Origin of the sequence: Tissierella simiarum, assembly GCF_018917865.1 — a bacterium.
GTDB classification, from domain to species: Bacteria; Bacillota; Clostridia; order Tissierellales; family Tissierellaceae; genus Tissierella_C; species Tissierella_C simiarum.
Map to the genome: position 1 here is coordinate 70,806 of NZ_JAHLPM010000008.1, position 18,640 is coordinate 89,445.

Sequence of the window (18,640 nt, forward strand, 5' to 3'; positions counted from 1 at the left end):
GTCTCCATTATTTATATATCAAGCACTTATTCTAAATTTATCTGCACATATCCACCATATTTTTCAGCCATTATATTATATAATGGTTTACCTAACATAAAAGCATATATTTCATCTGCTTTTTCTATAACATCAATATCTTTAAATTCATTGGGATATAGTATCTTTCCTAAAAAATATATATCAGCCATAGCAGTCTCAATATTATTGTAATATGAAACATATGGTAGTTGTCCGTAGACTTTCCCATTTTTCACAGCAGATAAGGCATTATAATAGTCTGGGTTCTTCTGATAATCCTCTTTTACAAGATTAAGTCCATTTTCATCAATTATAAGTATGTCAGGATCCCATTTTATTAGTTGTTCCTTATCAATCATTACAGAGCCAGATTTTCCTACATCATCTACAACGTTTTTTGCACCAATAACATTTAATACAGGCGAATTACCTGATGTACTTTCAATTCCATGAACCCCTTTGTAGCTTAATCCGCCTATATATATACTTGGCTTTTTATCTTCTGAAATATCTTTTGTAAGATTGGTAAGTTCAGTTTTACAGCCTTCCATATATTCAATCAATTCTTTTGATCTCACTTCCTTTCCAACTACTTTCCCAATAATAGTCAAAGCGTTATACATATCTTGGTCAAAGACTGCTGAAGAACCATAGCTTATAACTACAATTGGTACTCCTATCTTTTTTTGAAGTTCTTCAATTTGATTCACATCTAAAATATCTCCAGCAATAATAACATCTGCATTTACATTCATAAGCAGTTCTGGATCTGGATTAGCTGGAAATCCTTCTCCCACTAAAGGAAGTTTTTCTAATTCAGGGTTCGCAATTATATAAGGACGTCCAGTTTTTGCAGATTGTTGTCCCTTTTCAATGCCTACAAGCTTTTCAGTGCCATTAACATAAGTGTAAACTCTAAGTGCAGATCCTATAGCCACCACTCTATCAATTGGACCCTCTAAGACAACGTTACGCCCTGCCATATCTGTTATTTCAATAGGGTTAGAACTGTCATTAACTACATCTCCCTCAACATTTACTAATTCCTTCGTTTGAGTACATCCAGTTAATATTGATATAACAAATATCATTATTGCTAGTAACATACTTAACTTTTTCTTCACCGTTCATCTCTCCCTTCGTTCTTTCTAAGTAAAAATCTTAATACTTAATATTTAAATAGTTCACATAGGAATAACTACTGGAATACCTAAATATTCTTCTATTACAACATCTACGTCATATACACTCTTAATTGATTCTTTATTTAAAATTGTTGCATTACCAAAAGCGAAAAGTTCACCTTCTTTTAGCAAAAGAAATTTATTGGCAAACCGCAAGGCTAAGTTTAAATCATGCATAGTAATCACTGCTGAAATTTTTTGTGTATTAATTATTTCCTTAATTATACTCAGTACCTCTATTTGATTTTTTAGATCAAGATTACTAGTGGGTTCATCCATTAATAGAACTTTTGGCTGTTGAGCAAGGGCACGAGCTATAATAACTTTTTGCAGTTCACCACCACTAAGTTCATCAGTATAACGCATAGAATAACTCTCTAAGTCTAATAAATGTAAAATATCTTCTATAATGTCAATATCATTTTGACTTACATCCCATTTTATATATGGCTTTCTTCCAAGTAAGACAGAATCAAAGACTGTTTTTTTGGAATAATCATGACTTTGTGGTACATAAGCTATATTTTTTGCAAGTTCTCTTCCTTTTAATGTAGAACTATCAATACCATTTATATATACTGTTCCTAATTGAGGTTTCAATATTTTACTTAAGCATTTTAAAAAAGTAGATTTACCTGCTCCATTTGTTCCTAGAACTGCTAAGTAATCTCCTTCTTTTAATGAAAATGTTATTTTTTTAATAACATCATTTTTGGGATATGAAAAACTTATATTATCAGCTAATAAAGTCATTTGTCTGCATCTCCTTTTATAAGAAAATAGAGAAATAATGGTGCTCCAAGAAAGGATGTAACAGCCCCTACTGGTAAAATTTGTGGAGATAATATTATCCGTGATAGTGTATCAGATATAAGTAGTATAAGAGAACCCATAATTGCTGATGCAGGTATAATGTATCTATTATCATTACCCATTAATTTTTTTGTTATTTGAGGACAGATTAAACCTATAAACCCTATTATTCCTAAAAAGGATACAATGACAGCGGTAATAATTGATGCTACAAACATTCCACAAAGTCTTATTCTATCAACATTTACTCCAAGACTCTTTGCAGTATCATCGCCACTATCCAATGCATTGTAATCCCATCTGTGATATATAAAATAAATTATAGATACAGCAATTAAAATACCTATTATTAGGATTTCATTTCATGTTGCTCGTCCTAAATCTCCAAAAGTCCAAAAAATAACGGAAGCTACTTTAGTTGTGTCACCAGAAAAATATTGGATAATCATAGTACCTGCTGAAAAAAGAGAACTCAGTGCTACTCCTGCTAAAATAATACTCTGTGTAGAAAAATGACCTATTTTTGATAAACTAATGATTAACAAGGTAGACACTATTGAAAAAAACATTGCACAAATTGTAACTATATATGGATTAAAAATTTGTATCTCTCCTAAGCCAGTGCTTTCTATAGTACCTGCACCTAACAGGATAATGGCAACATTGGCTCCAAAAGCAGCAGCATTTGATATACCAAGGGTAGAAGGAGAGGCTAAAGGATTTCTTAAGTTATTTTGCATAATACATCCTGCTACTGATAATCCTGCACCTGCTAATATACCTGCCACTGCCCTTGGCATGCGAATATTCCTTACAATAGAATTTAATTTAGCATCTCCTAATCCCAAAATAGCTAAAATCACCTGCTTAGGTTTGGTATTTATCGCCCCTATATTCATGGTCCAAAAAAATGCAATAATTGTACAAGTAAGTAAAGCAATAATAATAAACTTTTTTCTAACTATATAGTGTTTATATGCATCATCTTGCAGCGATATTTTTCTATTTTTCTTAATATTCATCACATCCTTAATTCTAACTTACTTATTTTTAGAATTATATAATGTAAATCTCTTAGATAATCTATATAGCAATTTCAATTTTCATGGTTACCATCCCCTTGAATATTCATCAACACAATCTAAGCAAACCTTCTTTCCTTCTTGAAGTCGTATTTTGTGTTCTGGTGCTCCTTCATTACATTTTTCACAAATTACTGTAGTAAATATCCTTGCCTTCTCTGGCAATTCAATATTAACCCATTCAATCTTAAACACATCTTCTGCTGGTGCTTCTAGAATATACTGTTGTCTTTCTTCACGCTCCATTTCTTTTTCATCATATTTTAACATTAATCTAATGCTATCTCTATTTTTTCTGCTAACAAATGTAAAAGCCATTTTTCCAGTATCTTTTAAAATTAAGTTTCCTTTTCCCATTGTACATCCAGTTATGACTTGAACTGCATCGACTCCACATGCATCATTTTCTGTTATACACACAATTTCTTCATCTTGTGAAAAGTCTAATTTCATCTTTTCCACCGCTATTTCACACGCTCTAAATCCAATGGCTAATCCTGGACATTGATGTCCATGAAATTCAACACATTTGTTCCATAGTTCTTTGTTCATTTTTACTCCTCCTTAAACATTAGATTTATTCTAATCTTATATCCATTCTTTTCATTGTGTCCCAAGTATCACAATGCATCTTCATTGGATTTGTTATTATTTTGTCACTTTTATTGTATCTAAATTAAAAATAACCGTCAAAAAACATAAACATTGAAATTTCAAGGTTAATCAACTTTCACTTTCAAGTTTAATTTACACTTTTAATATAATTAAATCGCATATTCACCACATATTTTAAATATTCTTACTGTATCGTGTGTAAATCTAACTCAAAAGTAAAAAAATTCCTTAAATTAATTGAAATACTATGGATTATTTTTCTAATAAATGATAAAATATGGATATTACTACCAAACTTGTTGGCTATTCTTAATTCAATATGTCATTTTTTTAACATAGGTTTTAAAAATGATATAGGGATCCAAATGTACAAAAAATAATATTTATCTGAAAGGAGTTTTAGATTATGTTCTTTTTTGAAGCAATCCCCTGGTATAATGTATTAATGTGGTTTGTTGTTCTTGGTATTCTTATTGGCTTAAATGAATTTACACGTCTAGGTAAATGGCCAAGCCTTTTTATGTTTGTAATCTTACCAATAATCCTTACCATAGTTTGGATAACAAGAGGCAGTAATGAAATTACTTCTTGGTTTACTTGGGTTAAGGTGTATTCAGCTCTTACAGGCAGTATCATTTATATGGTAGTTAGATTTACAGATTTTCATAAAGAAAATAAATGGTATCTTGTCCTTATACCAGCTATCTTGGGAATTAATATTTTAGAAGCAGTCATACGGGAATTTCAGGTTGGTATTGTAGGCTTCAATGGAATGGTTGACGGTATGTATTATATCTCTGGTGGCTGGAACTATGCCAACGCCATAGCAGGAATTTTAAATCTATTGGCAATATGTGGCTGGTATGGCATCTACGCTACTAATGATGGTAAGCATAAAGATATGATATGGCCAGACCAGTCCCTTCTATACATTATAGCCTATGGACTCTGGAATATATCCTATGTATACTCATGTGCACCTGGTAATTCCTTATATTCAGGGATAGCATTAAACCTTGCTCCTACTATTCCTGCTCTCTTATGGGCAAAAGGAACTTGGATGCAAAATCGTGCACACACCCTATCATTTTGGATGATGTGGGTTATGACATTTCCATATTTCTTTGCAACGGGCAGCACTTTTAATGTTCGGGTAAGTTACAATCCTAAGGCTAACTGGGTCCTTGCATTAATATCCTTGATCTTTAATATGGCACTGATTATTTGGCAAGTATGCAGAATTATTAAATACAATCTCAATCCACTAAAAGATGAAATTTGGAACAATGAAAAAATAAATTCACAATTGAAATCTAAGTAATAGAAAAAATCTCCTTAAGCATGACCAGCTTAAGGAGATTTTTAAGAAAATAAATACATTATTTAAAAAAAACGATTTAATAAATCTTGAGAATACCAAATACAGTTTTCTATTGAAAGTGTACTCATGATTTCCCCTGCTAGAAAAACATTGTTCTTCCCTTGCATTGATTCCATCTTCTCATAAAATCCACTTTCTAATGCAAAAGTATCTACATAGGGACAATGCCGCCAATTCTTAGCTTGATAAAGTCTTGGATTCTGTACACCTAGTTTCAATAAATCATCTTTAATAAGATCCAGAGAAGACATTTTAGAATTATCAGGAGAATTATAGGCATAAATAATTGCCATTCCTTCGCCATCCCATACTTCCCATCTAGAGTCACATATCATAATATGTCCTTGTCTGTTAGGTGACAAATTTTCCAACACACATCCGCAACCTTTGGGGATTTTATCTCCAATGAATGCATAAACATTAAATGATTGATATTTTATACTATTTAAGTGTCGCTTCATATCTTGGTCCCAAAAATGAAGGTCTGAAAATTCATCTAAAGGTGCAGTAATAACAACTTGATTAAATTCAAGGACTTCAAATTGAGTTTGAACCCACAGAGTTCCTTGCTGGGACAAAGAAATATCTACTACTTTTTGACCTAATCTAATATCTTTGATTTCCTGTTTCAAACATTCTATCAATGAAGAAACTCCATACTCCCATGTAGAAAATTGTGGAAATTCCATAAAAGACATTAAGTGATCATAGTTTAGGATTCTAAGTACATAAAGGGCTGGAACCTCATCAATATTTCCTAGTCCAAAAATGGTAAAATATTGCACATAAACAGTTTTTAAGATTCGAAACTGGTGTATATCGCACCATTTCGAGAATGGAAGCATTAATGAAGGCTCAATATTTTGAATGCTGGCATTTTCTAGTGATTTATACATTGCTAAGATATTAGGCAATCGATCTAACTCATCTACAAAGTCTCCCAATTCCGTCTTAGGTATCGGCATGATTTTTTTTCCATTAGCATCGTAATTGATACGGGATAATTTTGGTCCATCCGCCTTAATATTTAATCTTTTCATCAGTGATTTGAGATTAGACTGAGAGGGCAAACCGAAAATCGCTCCCAATTCATAGGATCTTCCATTGTACCATATGGTATGTAACTTACCGCCTAAACGTTCTTCTTTTTCAAAAACAGTAACATTTTTATATCCTTTCTTTTGAAGCCCCTCAGCTATGACCAGTCCCGAAATCCCTCCTCCAATAACTGCAATTTTACAGTCTGACTTATTCATTCTTATCACTCCGCTTTGAAGAATTTATCAACGCTGAAATCCAAAGTGGCAATGTATCTAAGTCTGCATTATTTTGTGATGCTCTCTCAAGAATAACCTCAACTGGCGTCTTTCCTAAATTACAACCATCAGAAATCACACTGTAAAAATTATACTGCCTTACAAATTTATTAAGTTCCCGTTCAACTTTTATAAAAGAATCGAGATTACTGTTTAAGTCAATTTTATTATAAAATTCTGTGACCAAAAACTCATTAAACGTCCTCATATCATCTAATACAGTATCATTCTCAGGTGAGATAAACACGTGGTTGATATGAAAATTCTCTATAATCTCCTTATACTTGTTACCTTTTACAAAATAAGGCAAAAAAGTTTTTTCTTTTTCAGTAATTAAATTCTCAATGTTTAAATTAAAAGTCTTCAGTAAATAGACAAGCTTAATCTCAAAATAATGCCAAATATCTATGTCTTGCTTTTTATTATACAGCTTTACCGCTCCCCATTTTGAAGTGGTATCATAGAGACTGTACTGATATATTTTACCGATTCCATCGAAAGTGCCCATAAAATCGATTCGTTGGATTACTAAATACCCTGGATAAGTTTCCTGTGTATTGAAGAAACTAGGTATTACCTTGTCATCCTTTCCTTTGGTCTTAATATGCAGTGCTTTGTTCATAGAATATTCTATCCTCTGAGCTTTTCTTGTTAGATTATTTCGCTTTAAAACATTATAAATGCCAGTCTCTCCGATATCAAAGCCTTCAGCTCTTAGTTCATAATAAATTCTCTTGGGACCATCCGCCGGGTATTTCGCTACATATGATAATATTTCTTGCTCGATAGCTTTACTAACTTTATTAGGCATTTGAGGCTTTTTAGGTTCTTTGTTTTCCAGTCCCATCATACCATACTTCTCATAAGCCCTTTGCCAGTTATAGAAGGTCATCCTTGAGATTCCGAAAAGCTCACAGGTTCGAGAAACATTATTCTCTTTTAGAGCATGTCTTAATATCATGTACTTGTTATGTGCATTAAACCCTTTAGACTTCATAACAGTACCTCCTTTAGAACTAATACTCCTATTACTAAATAAATATCGAAAATCATCCTAATAGAATATACTGAATTACAGCCTTTCTTTAATCCAATTTGAGATCATTAACTCCATATCTGCATCCCCTTTTATAGGATATTCTTCAGCTAATTTTCTTATATCTTCATAATGTTTTAAAGCTTGATTCTTGTCTTCATTATAAAAGCCTTCATAAGCCATAAGAAGTCTTTTCTTTCCAAGCATAAACTTTGCTGCCCTTATATATTTTTTAAGATTCTTATCATACAAATCATCAATAAACTTTTTATCACAATCTCCAACAAGTTCTAAAAACATTCTCTCACAATTAATCTCATTTTTAAACAAAGGAACTACTTTATCAAGATAAGGTATAAAAGAATCAATACATTGTTTTGCACTATCCAAATCCATATTGTCCAGATGCCAATTATATTCCATTAGTACAATAGCAGTATTTAATGGATTACAAAGATCTGAACCCTCTTTCAGCTTAAAAGTTTCAATAGGCATATCCTTAATTCTTGTTCCCAGACTTTGCAGCCCATTAACCCTAAGTTGAATATAAAAGCCTCTTTTAGCCTCTTCATCTCTAATCATGGATAGTACATTATATGCATCATTTGGAACTCCTCCAAGCTTCATTGGAATTCCATTGGTTAATACAATAAGTAATCCAGCTAAGCTAAAAAGAATCAATATAGTATTAAAAGGAAATATCAATTCTTTTACCAAAACCACAATCAATATCCCTATTATGGAAACAATTAAATTCATTATAACTCCACCAAAATTATAAATAACAAAAGGATATTTGCCATCCTCTAAATCTGGAGGCATCATAAGACACTGACCAGCCGTACCTGGTATGTTAAATTTTTTATATTTTATCTTTCCATCTTCTTTTACTATAGTAAAAGAAAAAATTCTAAAAGATATAAAAGAATATCCTGTCATAAGTCCAAAGATAAGATGTCCTGCTTCATGGAGAATTATATGAACTATATATCCTACAAAAAATATTAAGAATAATCCATAAACCTTTAAAAATTTCATAAATAAATTGTCATTTTTAGAATAAGTATCCATAAAACCCTTTAAATAAGGAGCTAAAACAAAACCTATAATAGCACCAATAATTCCACTAATTACGAGAAATATTACTGTATTTAAGAACTTGTTCTTCTTTTTTGGTTTTATGTTTATATTTTTATTACTGTTCATAAAAACCCCCTATTATAATTGTCCCTATGCTTGCAATATATCAATAGCATTTTTATCTATTTTTTTGCATAATCCTTTTATTGTCATGAAACGAAAGGCTAAAACTACCTTTGTATAACCATTGTATTATTTCTATCTGTTAATTTCAATGAATTTGTTATAGAATTTCCCTTAGTTACATTGAAAAGTACATTACTCTTACATAAGAGTAATGTACTTTTCAATGTAAGTTATATTCATTTATTATTTCCATGTATCTTCAACATCATAATCATTATCAAGCATAGACACAACTCACAATCTTATTATATAATTTGATATTGATTATATTGTTATTTTAAACTTTCTCTTTAGACTGCAATAATACTTTATCAAAGATATTTTTAACAGGTACATATATTATAATCCATAAAATTAAGTCTATTATCAGCTTTGTATTTAATATTCCTTCAGAAAAGCTATAATTAAATCCTGTTAATTTATAAACAATGCGGACAATTATGTATGTTGTTATGATTATTAATATAGATCCATAAGATTTCTTATTCATTTAATCCCTCCCCTTTTTCATCTTTCAAATTAAAATTTCACCATATTTGTATAAACCCCTTATAACTAGATTAAATTCTAAAAGAAATAGTATTACAATATTATTAATCTTAATAAAAAACTATTAAGCTATTGATTCAATATCATCTACTAAATCAATAGTGTTTTGTAAATTATAAAGATATTTATAATGTCCATTTAAATCCATTAACTCTTCATGGGTTCCTTGTTCTATTAGCTTACCTTCTTTTAATACGAGTACCTTAGATGATATCTTTCTTAAGTTATATAATCTATGAGATATAAATATACTGATTTTATCTTTGGTTAGATCTGAAGTTTTTTGAAAGATTTCATGTTCTGATACTGGATCTAGAGATGCACTTGGTTCATCTAGTATATAACAATCTGCATCTCTTAAAAATGCACGAGACAATGCTATTCTTTGCCATTGTCCACCTGATAGCTGAACTCCTTCACTAAACCATACTCCTAACTGTGTTTCAATTCCATTGGGTAAACTATTAACCATTTCATTTGCATGGGCTTTGTTTATTGCAGCCTGCAGTTTATCATCCTGATTAATTAAATCTATATTCCCTAAAGCAATATTCTCTCTACATGTTAATTCATATTTGTTAAAGTCTTGAAATATGATTCCTATTTTATTTCCTAAGTTTTCTTGATTTATTTGTCTCATAGATATTCCATTAATTAATATTTCTCCTTCATAATTATCATAGAATCCTGATAATAATTTTACTAACGTTGATTTTCCCGAACCATTTTCTCCTACGAGAGAAAGGTTTTCTCCTTTTTTTATTTTAAAACTTATATCCTTTAATGCATATTCTTGCCTATTTGGATATTTAAAGCTTACATTTATAAATTCTATTGTCTTTATTTCTTCTATTGATATACTGGATTTTTCCTCTTTAACAGGCATTTCTAGAAAATCAAATAATTGCTTAATATATAAATTATTTTGATAAATTGCAGATACTGAACCTAGTAGACCCTGCATATTTCCTTTTATATTTGAAAGACTCCTTATATAGGCTACTGTATTTCCTAATAATATTTCACCTATATATGCAGATTGTATTATTAGATATAATATAAATCCTCCTACTATTTGGTCTAAGACTTCAAATATAAATGAGGCTATTGTTGTTTTTTTGATTATCTTTTTATCTTGCTTAATAAAATTTTTATTTAATTTTTTGTATCCTTTAATAAGATAATCTCCCAATCTATATATCTTTATTTCTTTAAACGCTATATCATTTGTCATTAGATAGCTAAGGTACCAAGACTTTCTTTTTTCTTGAGATCTTTCATACTCTATTTTATATTGCATATGTCCCATTTTAGCCATATAAATAGTTGATATAATTGGCATAATTATTACTAAAAGTATTATCCAAGGTTTCCAATATAACAATATGGCTAATGAAGAAATAAGTCCTAGAAATTGACTTACTATACTTAATACTATGGAGAATACTGCATAGGGCCTTTCTACAGCTTCACTTTGCGCTCTTCTTAGTTTGTCATAAACTTCTGAATTCTCAAAATCACTTAAACTAAGAGTCCTTGCCTTTTCTAGTATCATTACACTCATCTTATAATTTAGATCTATTCTAAATATACTTTGTAGATATGAGTTTAATTGTGAAATTATATATCCAAAAGAATTTAAACTTAAATATATTATTAATGGATACAACACATAAATAAAATCCTTACCCCTACTTGTTTGTATGGCATTTAAAAGAGATTGTGTAGTAAGTATTGAGATTGCGGGAAGTATACCATTTATTATATAAAATATGGTTATTAATATTAGATGTAGTTTCCTAACACTCCACAATAGTTTAAATACCTTTGGAAATGACTTTAAGGATTTTATTGCATCTTTTAAATTGAATGAGTATATTTCTTGATTCATAGTATCCTCTCCTAATATATCTTCCTTTTCTATGCTGCTATAATTTCTTTCCGATTATTCTTTATATATTCTAGCCTTACCATTATCATTACTATTTCTTCTTTAAGTACCCTATTAGACAAAAAGCTTTATATCTTTTTTTATTTCTAAACTTATTTGTCTATGACTCACGGTATTTATTTTAATCAATTAATAATAACTTCCCATACTCTACATCTTCTGATATGACACTTAATAGAGCTAATGATATTCCTAATGCCCCGTTTAATAAAGATAAATCGTCAAAATATCCTTCAATAAAATTATCTCTATCTTCTAATACTTCTTTATGTTTTTCTATATATTCATTATTTTCTTCAAATACTTTAATAATAATATCAATATTCTCTTCGATATTATTTATATATCGATAATCTCTATCATTCATATATGAAAAAGTTTTTATAGACAACACACTTGAATAACCATGACACAATGCTGGACTTAACAAATTATAATTTGCATTTGGCTGATTTATTATATTAATTAAATCATCTTTATATAAATTTTCTTTTTCACTCCAACTCATATTTTTAGCAACTTTCTGCAACCCTCTTGCTATACTTATATTCCCATAACACCAACTTGAAGCCAAATGATAATGTTCCTCTTCACATTTACCTATTAGGTATTCTTCAAGTGAAAGCTGAGAAGGCCACAACGCAATATTATCTTTATAAACTTTAAATTTCTCATATAGTCCAAATAATTCCACTATTGATTCTTTTAGTCCATCCACCTTATATCCAAGACTAAATGCCTTAGATAGTGCAATAAGAGGACCTATCATTCCATGAGAAATTCCAAAATTAAAATTCCCATTAGGAAATTCTTCTTTTTCATCATCTCTAAATTGATTTTCTCTAGTTATATGAAAATTCATTACAGAATTCCCTTTGTAATTATAATATTTAGTTAAATCAACTAAATAGGAAATAACATCTTCTAGTTTTTTTAATTCATCTTCACTCCAGGATAAATCCAAAAGATAATAAAGACTTCCAGAAAGTCCAGAAATAACATCATATTTACTCATAAAAGTTTCAGGATCTTTCTTAAATACTTCTGCCTTATTTGTCACAAAGTCAAATAATAGCTTATTTAAGCTATTAGAAAACCTTTTTAAATTCCCTGTTCTTCTACTATATTTCGATACTACAAAACATGTATATCCAAAGCCTGAAATCATTCCGATATCATTTTCTACAACACCATAATTCTCCAAATCTTGTTTAATTGCTTTACATATATCATATCCAATTTTTTCCCATTTTTCTTTATTTTTTAAACAGGGGAACCCTTCGGAAATCAATAAAATTATATCTCTATAATAAATAGGATTTAAAATTCCTTTATCATATTCAGTTTCAATATAAGAATATATATCACCAAGAAATTTTTCTAACTTTACTCTTGTGTTATCAGATAAATTTATATAATTTCTATTATATTCCATATTTCCTCCTTAAGCTTAATAAGTTTGATTTCCAATCTCTTTATTCTTCACAGCAAATTCTTGAAAAGATCTACATTCTTTAATCCATTTCTCATTCCAATACTTCCATTCATAGGTGTTTATCTTATTTATAAGCAATGATTCCTCATCTATCTGTCCATACATATTTCTAAATTTATTAAAATTCTCTTCTAAATATCTATCTGTGTATCCAAAGTTTAATTCTATATCCTTAAAAAACTTTAGAGTATTAATTTCAACAAATTCACTAATTGAATCTATAGCCCTAACATATTCATAATTATTTAAATTCTTAATTCCCATAGATCTTTGCAAATCTTTCAAATATAATTTTACTTTTTCTTGACCGTTACTATAAGTTGTTGTAAGTGTAAATCCCAGCTTACCTGCAAAATCTAATAAATGACAGGAAACTGTCGTTCTATCAAAAAATGTCTTCATTATGCCAGATACATTATGTCCGTAGACTGGGCTTGCAAAAAAAATTATATCTGATTCTTTTAATTTTCTTCTAATTATTGCAAAACCATCTTTTTTATCAACTGGACAAAATCCCCGCTTAAAACATGTTTCACATCCCTCACAATATTTTATATCATAGTCGCTAAAACACAGAATTTCATAAGTATAATTTTGATTTTTATTTCTTATATTGCTCAACAACTTAGACATAACTAAATTAGTAACTGAATTCTTGTTATTACTTCCAACTATTGCTACTATTTTCGTCTTTGACATAAAAACCTCCTTATCCAAACTTAGATTTAACTTCTGTTTTAAATTTCTATAATATAATTTAATTTTATACTTAACTCTTTTACTTTTACTATCTTCTCTTATTTCAAATTAAAGGGATTTAAAATCTGAATATTCCAAATATAATAAAAATTATGATTAAAGGTGATGTAATAAAGATTCTATATTTATCTTTATCTCTTTTAAACTGATCCATTACACTTTTCCGTCCATTAGATATAGAAATTAATAGGATGTCCCATTCAATATATCTACTATTTTATAATCCCAACATAAAGAGTGGAATTAATTGTATGAAAATCCAACCTACAGTCAATATTGCAATTCTTGGTTCATTGATAAAAATTATATATTTTTCTTTGTCTTTTTTAAATTGATTAATTATATTTTTAATATTCATTTTCTTATGGAGTTCTTTAAGTTCTTTATCTTTTATACTCGTTATTAGGAAAATTAAAAGTAATATAATTCCTATAATTAATTTTCCAATATTATGGCTCATATTTGAAAATAATGGTAAGAACTGTTTCTCAATTAAGGTCAATATTAAATTATATATAAAATGCATTATAATTGACCATCTTATATTTCCTGTTAAAACACAAGCAGATCCAAGTATTAAACCTATAATAAATGAATGTAAAAATCCAATTCCATGAATTGCACCAAAATATATAGATGACATTATAATGGAGAATAAATAACCAATACATTTTAAATGATTCAAAATAATTCCTCTATGTAGAATCTCTTCAATAATAGGCGCTACAAGTATTGCAAAAATTGATAAAAATAATGTTGTTTCAGGTACAGGTATATCCGAAACATACTTAGTATAGGCCACCATTATGGGACTACTTACTATGGCAGAAAAAAGCGCTATACTTATAAAAAATAATGTTAGCTTTATTTTAGTCTTTAAACTTAATTCATATATTTGATTTTTATTTGAAAATATATCTTTAATATTTACTTTAAAAATAAATAAAGCTACAATTATTAAAGATAAACTTGATAGAGAACTTCTGACTAACATATCAATTTCAATGGGATCACTTTTACTTAATGACTCATATCTATGTAATAAATTAACTAACGGCTCATTCAGAAATATTACAAAAAAAACTTCAATAAAAAAACCTATAATAATAAACTTCCCCATTTTATTTGCAATTCTGGGAATATCATTTTCATTTAATTCTTCCATATAATTTCCTCCCTATCAGATATAAAAATTAAATAGAATATATTAATTCTTGGGGCTTTTATATACTATTTATTTTTTAATATTTACAATTGTCTATTAGCAATTAATTTGTACTGTTCCAGCATTCATTCTACGACAAGAAGGATGATCGTAGTCTCTTGAAGGCACTCTACAATCATTTTGAGTGCATTCTTTATAAGACTCAACAACTTTACTTATAGAATAATCTACACTCTTAGTTATAATATAAGTACAAACCACTCCAGCAGTAGCCGCTGTTCTTATATCCGGATCATTATTTTTTATTTGCTTAAGATCTAGGTCAAAATCATCAAAATTTCCCATTAATATACCCCCTTAAAATTTTGTATTCTCCTATCATTAAAAAATCTTCTTAAAATTAAGTAGATTCATAACTACAAGCCCCAAGAATTAATTAACATTGGTAATAAGTCATTGTACATTTTCGGTTAACTCTTTATTACTTAATCTATATTAAATATCTTAATAAAGCATTTTAATGGAGTTTAGCTCACTATCCTACTTCAAAATAATATCTTTTCATTAATATAATTTTCAATTATTTTTCTATATTAATCAAACTTTATCTGATATTTAAATATCCTTATAAGCTTACCCTCATATGCTTCTTCTTTTCTATAAGAGAGTATAATGCATGTCTAATTAAAGCTAAGTATTTTTCTTCATATCCTCTTATCCCAGTTAATCTATTGCAATACATATGCATTAGAGATAAAATTATGCCCTTTCTATAATTCGTATTTTTTCTATTGTTCACTACCTTAAATAACTTTTCTTCTAAGTTTTTTAGTGCTTTTTCCCTAGCTAGTATACTATTTTTTATTTCTATCATTCTGTCATCAATAGATTCAATTTCATCAATTAATATATTTTCTACCATATCCATATACTTTTTTCTATTCTTCTTAAATTCTTCTCTATAAACTTTAGGATAATAATTAGTATCTACAATTTCAAACATATCTACTTCATTTTCTGTTAATCCCTTTAACATCATACATAACCCTATAATATAAGCTTTTTCTAATTCGCTTTCTTCTTCTATGTCAAATAAATTTAATATATTAATAGTAAAAACACTATCTTTATTAAATAGATCTTCTATTCCATCTATTAAATCAATTCCCCCATATCTATTAATTTCTCTTTGGTAAACATCAAAAATCCATCTATTGATTAAAGCTTTCTTTTGAAGTTCCCATAGCCAAGCATTTAAGACCAGCATTTTTTCTAAAGCTTCTTTTTCACCACTAAATTTAAATCTAATTCTTAAATGTTTTCCTTCATTATCAAAATATCTTAAATAGAAAAATTTAGGATTATTTAAACTTTCTAATATATTATATGTACTTTTAAGCACCTCATCTTCTCTATTTCCAATACCATATAACTTTATATATATCCATCCATCTTTAAATGGTGGAAATATTCTATTTTCACTTTGCAAAATTAAATTGTCTTTTACGTAGTTTTCTATATTTGCTTTAGCCGTTTCTTTTTTTTCAGAATTTAATATAAAAGAAAATACCATTTCAGAAACATAGTTTCTTCCCTTTTTATCTTTAGCGATACTTCCACTAAACAATCCATTTTCTAATTCACATAATTCTAATTCTCTATTCTTCTTAGCTGAAGAATACATTATCTCCATGGATTCTTCTCTTTCTAAATCAAGAATTAATCTATTATCGTATTCACATAGATAAATAAATTTATCTATGTGATATTGATGTTTACACTTTTCAAAGCTCTTTTTAAATTTTTCAAAAGTAGCTGATTCTAGCATTTCGTGTGTTAAAATCCATTTTCTTGGATGTATTGTGATTCCTTCAAAGTTTATTCTAGGCGTATAAACATAGTTATTGTCATATAACATATATAATCTATCAATGAACTTATCCTCATATCCATTTGAAATTTCTTTTAAAAAACTTAGCATTTTACTATTTATAGCTGAATTCAACATATTATCTGCAACTACTTTACATATTCTATTTTTACTCTTTGACTTTATATATAGTTTTCTTTCTTCAGATAATCCAATTAGTAAATCTTCTATTGTAATTTGGTCAGAAGTATTTTCCTCTGTCAAAGCTATTGGAAGATAATAGTTGTGATTTTTAAATCTATTGGTCACATTATTTGATCTACCTGTAACAGTCAATTCTCTTGATTCTACTAAGATGTATTCATCCTCTGAAAGATTTGTTTCATCTTTATAAATTTCGTTGTACTTTTCTAAAAGATTTTCATCAAAGAGATTTGCAAATCTTTGAAACATATTTCCAGCCTTTGATGAACCTTTATTTGGCCCTACTACTATATTGTATTCTTCACCAACTTTTGTTATAAAAAAGTTTATATCAAAAGATTTAGGAGCTTTACTTTTTGGATATTCTTCTATAATTTTTGTAAAGTCATCCTTGTTTAACATTACCTCCTTCTCATTATTCATCAATGCAGATATAATTTTATTGTCTATAATTTTTCTAATTTTCCTCTCTCTTTCCGATATTGGTCTTGATTTAACTTCTATTAACGACAATCCATTAAATCCATTAGGATCAATTATTTCTTTCAATGGAACTTCTACATTCGATCCATAGTTTTCAGAAAATGCACTTATGAATTTATCAAGTTTTGAATAATTTTCAGATTCTACATAAACATCACTTAATGCATTTGCAAAATTTTCAATCCTTGTTTTTAAGGATGTAGGTAATTTATTTTTTTCTAAAACTAACCCTCTATTAACTTCCATATAATCTTTAGCCTTATGTATCTTCTCCATAATTTCATATATGTTTTCTATAATCTCAATATCAACTACATCACTTTCATTCTTGCTATATATATATATTAATCTTTTCAATTCTTTTAAATTATTTGTTACATCTTCAATTCTTTTATTATTTTCTAATTTTTTGATAACATGTTCTAAACTATCATTACAATAAGCTGGAAGTCTTAAATCTGTTAATAGATACTCGTTTTCAACTAACATACCAAGTGTTTTATCTACCACTTCCTCTGGTATTCCCTCATATTTTTTACATATTTTGAACTTTAAATCTTCATAAGATATAAATGATTTTGAGTTATCTTTTATAATATCAATTAGTGGAGAATATTTTATATTATTTTCCTCTACATAATTTTTAAGATTATCAATGCTTCCATGATTGGAAAAATATGGATTCTTCATTCTATCTCCGTACTTATAACAAATTGTATTAAACTGTAATTGTAACTTTGATAGTACTTCATGATTTTTTTCTAATTCATGTATTAGATTACATATCCAATAAGTATCTACTTTCGCATCTCTAATACACTTACCTTCATCGATAATAATACTATCTTCCTTTTCATAATCTAAAAACTCTCCCAATGCTACACCAGCAAACAGCCCATAGGGGGTTGGTCTTGTTGATGCTCTAGTTATGTACTTTAATAAGCTAAGATTATAATCTTTTTCTTTTTTCTTATTTTTTATATCCCTATTGAGAGCTTTCTGCAAAGATTTGCTTGATACTAAAAAACTTTCATTAAGAAAACTATGCATATCTTTCTCATTAACAAATTCTAATATATCCTCTTTAAAATTATTACATTCTAATAGCTCCAAAAATTTTTCTAATGGTAAAGTTGGTGTCCTTATCATAAAAACATCATTACACCTATATTTCAAAGATATCACCTCTTCAATTTTTGATAGATTTCTTTTTTATTTAGTAAAGTGTAAAATATTTAAATTTACTGGAAACCAAATCTTAGTTTGAAATAGAATTTAATATAAGAGATCGTATTTTCTTTTATGATTTTTGAAAGGCTTGTCCAAGAGATTTGGATATTGTTTGGCTGTTTCAACATTTTTTTACTTATTTGTATGTGTTTTAATTACTATGGATATTTTAAGTATTTATTACAAATCTTACTTTTCCTTATATTTACATTATAGCATG

At 28.4% G+C, this 18,640-nt stretch carries 14 protein-coding genes and 1 pseudogene; 1 reads left to right on the plus strand and 14 read right to left on the minus strand.

What is annotated here, in order from left to right; genetic code table 11:
* Window positions 1-26: 26 nt before the first annotated feature.
* From KQI42_RS10385 to KQI42_RS10405, 4 genes and pseudogenes are all read right to left on the minus strand, one after another.
* The gene (locus tag KQI42_RS10385) at window positions 27-1,145 is read right to left on the minus strand and encodes an iron ABC transporter substrate-binding protein (RefSeq protein ID WP_216519522.1); all 1,119 of its coding nucleotides are present in this window, start codon (window positions 1,143-1,145) and stop codon (window positions 27-29) included.
* Between the two features lie 60 nt (window positions 1,146-1,205).
* Window positions 1,206-1,958 (minus strand): ABC transporter ATP-binding protein, encoded by a 753-nt coding sequence (locus tag KQI42_RS10390; protein WP_216519523.1) that lies wholly within the window; start codon window positions 1,956-1,958, stop codon window positions 1,206-1,208.
* Window positions 1,955-3,040, minus strand: a pseudogene (locus KQI42_RS20950) (FecCD family ABC transporter permease). The gene KQI42_RS10390 and the pseudogene KQI42_RS20950 overlap by 4 nt, the downstream one beginning before the upstream one ends.
* A gap of 87 nt (window positions 3,041-3,127) precedes the next feature.
* Window positions 3,128-3,652: an FmdE family protein gene (locus tag KQI42_RS10405; RefSeq protein WP_216519525.1), complete on the minus strand. Its 525-nt coding sequence runs from the start codon at window positions 3,650-3,652 to the stop codon at window positions 3,128-3,130.
* A gap of 469 nt (window positions 3,653-4,121) precedes the next feature.
* On the opposite strand from KQI42_RS10405, the gene KQI42_RS10410 reads away from it, so the two are divergent.
* Complete coding sequence (locus KQI42_RS10410; protein WP_216519527.1) at window positions 4,122-5,036, plus strand: DUF5692 family protein; 915 nt, start codon at window positions 4,122-4,124, stop codon at window positions 5,034-5,036.
* Window positions 5,037-5,098: 62 nt separating this feature from the next.
* On the opposite strand, the gene KQI42_RS10415 is transcribed toward KQI42_RS10410, so the two are convergent.
* From KQI42_RS10415 to KQI42_RS10460, 10 genes are all read right to left on the minus strand, one after another.
* Window positions 5,099-6,352 carry an FAD-dependent oxidoreductase gene (locus tag KQI42_RS10415; RefSeq protein WP_216519529.1) on the minus strand — a complete coding sequence of 418 codons (1,254 nt, stop codon included), beginning with the start codon at window positions 6,350-6,352 and terminating at the stop codon, window positions 5,099-5,101.
* The gene (locus tag KQI42_RS10420; protein ID WP_216519531.1) at window positions 6,345-7,409 is read right to left on the minus strand and encodes a helix-turn-helix domain-containing protein; all 1,065 of its coding nucleotides are present in this window, start codon (window positions 7,407-7,409) and stop codon (window positions 6,345-6,347) included. Before KQI42_RS10420 ends, KQI42_RS10415 begins: the two co-directional genes overlap by 8 nt.
* A 75-nt stretch (window positions 7,410-7,484) precedes the next feature.
* The gene (locus tag KQI42_RS10425; RefSeq protein ID WP_216519532.1) at window positions 7,485-8,654 is read right to left on the minus strand and encodes a zinc metalloprotease; all 1,170 of its coding nucleotides are present in this window, start codon (window positions 8,652-8,654) and stop codon (window positions 7,485-7,487) included.
* A 337-nt stretch (window positions 8,655-8,991) separates the two neighbouring features.
* Window positions 8,992-9,204, minus strand: coding sequence for a hypothetical protein (locus KQI42_RS10430; protein ID WP_216519533.1), 213 nt, complete (start codon window positions 9,202-9,204; stop codon window positions 8,992-8,994).
* A gap of 123 nt (window positions 9,205-9,327) precedes the next feature.
* Complete coding sequence (locus KQI42_RS10435; protein ID WP_216519534.1) at window positions 9,328-11,154, minus strand: ABC transporter ATP-binding protein; 1,827 nt, start codon at window positions 11,152-11,154, stop codon at window positions 9,328-9,330.
* 181 nt (window positions 11,155-11,335) lie between these two features.
* On the minus strand, window positions 11,336-12,649 hold the full coding sequence (locus KQI42_RS10440; RefSeq protein WP_216519535.1) for a lanthionine synthetase LanC family protein: 1,314 nt from the start codon (window positions 12,647-12,649) through the stop codon (window positions 11,336-11,338).
* A gap of 15 nt (window positions 12,650-12,664) precedes the next feature.
* Window positions 12,665-13,408 (minus strand): flavodoxin family protein, encoded by a 744-nt coding sequence (locus tag KQI42_RS10445; protein WP_216519536.1) that lies wholly within the window; start codon window positions 13,406-13,408, stop codon window positions 12,665-12,667.
* Window positions 13,409-13,685: 277 nt separating this feature from the next.
* The gene (locus tag KQI42_RS10450; protein WP_216519537.1) at window positions 13,686-14,633 is read right to left on the minus strand and encodes a CPBP family intramembrane glutamic endopeptidase; all 948 of its coding nucleotides are present in this window, start codon (window positions 14,631-14,633) and stop codon (window positions 13,686-13,688) included.
* 96 nt (window positions 14,634-14,729) lie between these two features.
* Complete coding sequence (locus tag KQI42_RS10455) at window positions 14,730-14,978, minus strand: hypothetical protein (protein ID WP_216519538.1); 249 nt, start codon at window positions 14,976-14,978, stop codon at window positions 14,730-14,732.
* Between the two features lie 280 nt (window positions 14,979-15,258).
* Entirely contained in the window at window positions 15,259-18,366 is a 3,108-nt protein-coding gene (locus tag KQI42_RS10460; RefSeq protein ID WP_216519539.1) for a lantibiotic dehydratase, read from the minus strand.
* Window positions 18,367-18,640 lie beyond the last annotated feature (274 nt).

Excerpts from the sequence above, each read along its gene's own strand:
- KQI42_RS10390 (WP_216519523.1), bottom strand. The coding sequence starts at position 1,958 with ATGACTTTATTAGCTGATAATATAAGTTTTTCATATCCCAAAAATGAT.
- KQI42_RS10405 (WP_216519525.1), bottom strand. The coding sequence starts at position 3,652 with ATGAACAAAGAACTATGGAACAAATGTGTTGAATTTCATGGACATCAA.
- KQI42_RS10410 (WP_216519527.1), top strand. The coding sequence starts at position 4,122 with ATGTTCTTTTTTGAAGCAATCCCCTGGTATAATGTATTAATGTGGTTT.
- KQI42_RS10415 (WP_216519529.1), bottom strand. The coding sequence starts at position 6,352 with ATGAATAAGTCAGACTGTAAAATTGCAGTTATTGGAGGAGGGATTTCG.
- KQI42_RS10420 (WP_216519531.1), bottom strand. The coding sequence starts at position 7,409 with ATGAAGTCTAAAGGGTTTAATGCACATAACAAGTACATGATATTAAGA.
- KQI42_RS10425 (WP_216519532.1), bottom strand. The coding sequence starts at position 8,654 with ATGAACAGTAATAAAAATATAAACATAAAACCAAAAAAGAAGAACAAG.
- KQI42_RS10430 (WP_216519533.1), bottom strand. The coding sequence starts at position 9,204 with ATGAATAAGAAATCTTATGGATCTATATTAATAATCATAACAACATAC.
- KQI42_RS10435 (WP_216519534.1), bottom strand. The coding sequence starts at position 11,154 with ATGAATCAAGAAATATACTCATTCAATTTAAAAGATGCAATAAAATCC.
- KQI42_RS10440 (WP_216519535.1), bottom strand. The coding sequence starts at position 12,649 with ATGGAATATAATAGAAATTATATAAATTTATCTGATAACACAAGAGTA.
- KQI42_RS10445 (WP_216519536.1), bottom strand. The coding sequence starts at position 13,408 with ATGTCAAAGACGAAAATAGTAGCAATAGTTGGAAGTAATAACAAGAAT.
- KQI42_RS10450 (WP_216519537.1), bottom strand. The coding sequence starts at position 14,633 with ATGGAAGAATTAAATGAAAATGATATTCCCAGAATTGCAAATAAAATG.
- KQI42_RS10455 (WP_216519538.1), bottom strand. The coding sequence starts at position 14,978 with ATGGGAAATTTTGATGATTTTGACCTAGATCTTAAGCAAATAAAAAAT.